This window comes from Pseudoalteromonas sp. T1lg21 (assembly GCF_002964625.1).
Classification (GTDB): domain Bacteria; phylum Pseudomonadota; class Gammaproteobacteria; order Enterobacterales; family Alteromonadaceae; genus Pseudoalteromonas; species Pseudoalteromonas gelatinilytica.
In genome coordinates this window covers 1-654 of record NZ_PQBX01000059.1, presented here as the reverse complement: position 1 = coordinate 654, position 654 = coordinate 1, and the positions used below count along the sequence as shown (strand labels likewise).

The window sequence follows — 654 nt, the reverse complement described above, 5'->3', positions numbered from 1 at the left end:
AGAAGGCATGGCACCCTAGGGTATAAAAGTCCCATGCAGTACGAACAATTTAATTAAACCCCGTGTCTACTTTATCGGGGTCAGATCAAAACAACCCCACAGTTCAACTGACATCTATTATCTGACGTCTGATGTCTCTTGTCTATTCGGCACTGAAGTGCCTCCTACGGGGTTTGTTGCTGAGGGAGACTCTGTACTAAACAAACCAACAGTTCAACTTTACCCTTGCTAACTTGCAACTCGCTAACTGACGTTGGGTTTCGCTGCGCTCTACCCAACCTACCTGAAGAATGAATAGAGCACGTGATGTGGATAGCTCTAAACGCAAAAAAGCCCGACTCTTTCGAATCGGGCTTTCTCTAATTTGGATCCTGGCGATGTCCTACTTTCACATGGCAAATGCCACACTATCATCGGCGCTGTTTCGTTTCACTACTGAGTTCGGCATGGGGTCAGGTGGGTCCAAAACGCTATTGTCACCAAGCAAATTTGGTTTTAATTCGCTCATCAGAGCAAATTAATAAATTCGGAATTCTGATATCAAGTAAATGTCTACTTTAGTAACTTAACTTCTGTCTGTTACGCTGTCATAAAACGCGTTTGGCGTTGTATGGTTAAGCCTCACGGGTAATTAGTACAGGTTAGCTTAATGGC

The 654-nt window shown here is 44.0% G+C and carries 1 rRNA gene; it reads right to left on the bottom strand.

Annotated features, from left to right (window positions below):
• Positions 1 to 369 precede the first annotated feature (369 nt).
• A 5S ribosomal RNA gene (gene rrf, locus C2M25_RS13850) occupies positions 370 to 484 on the bottom strand.
• Positions 485 to 654: the final 170 nt, after the last annotated feature.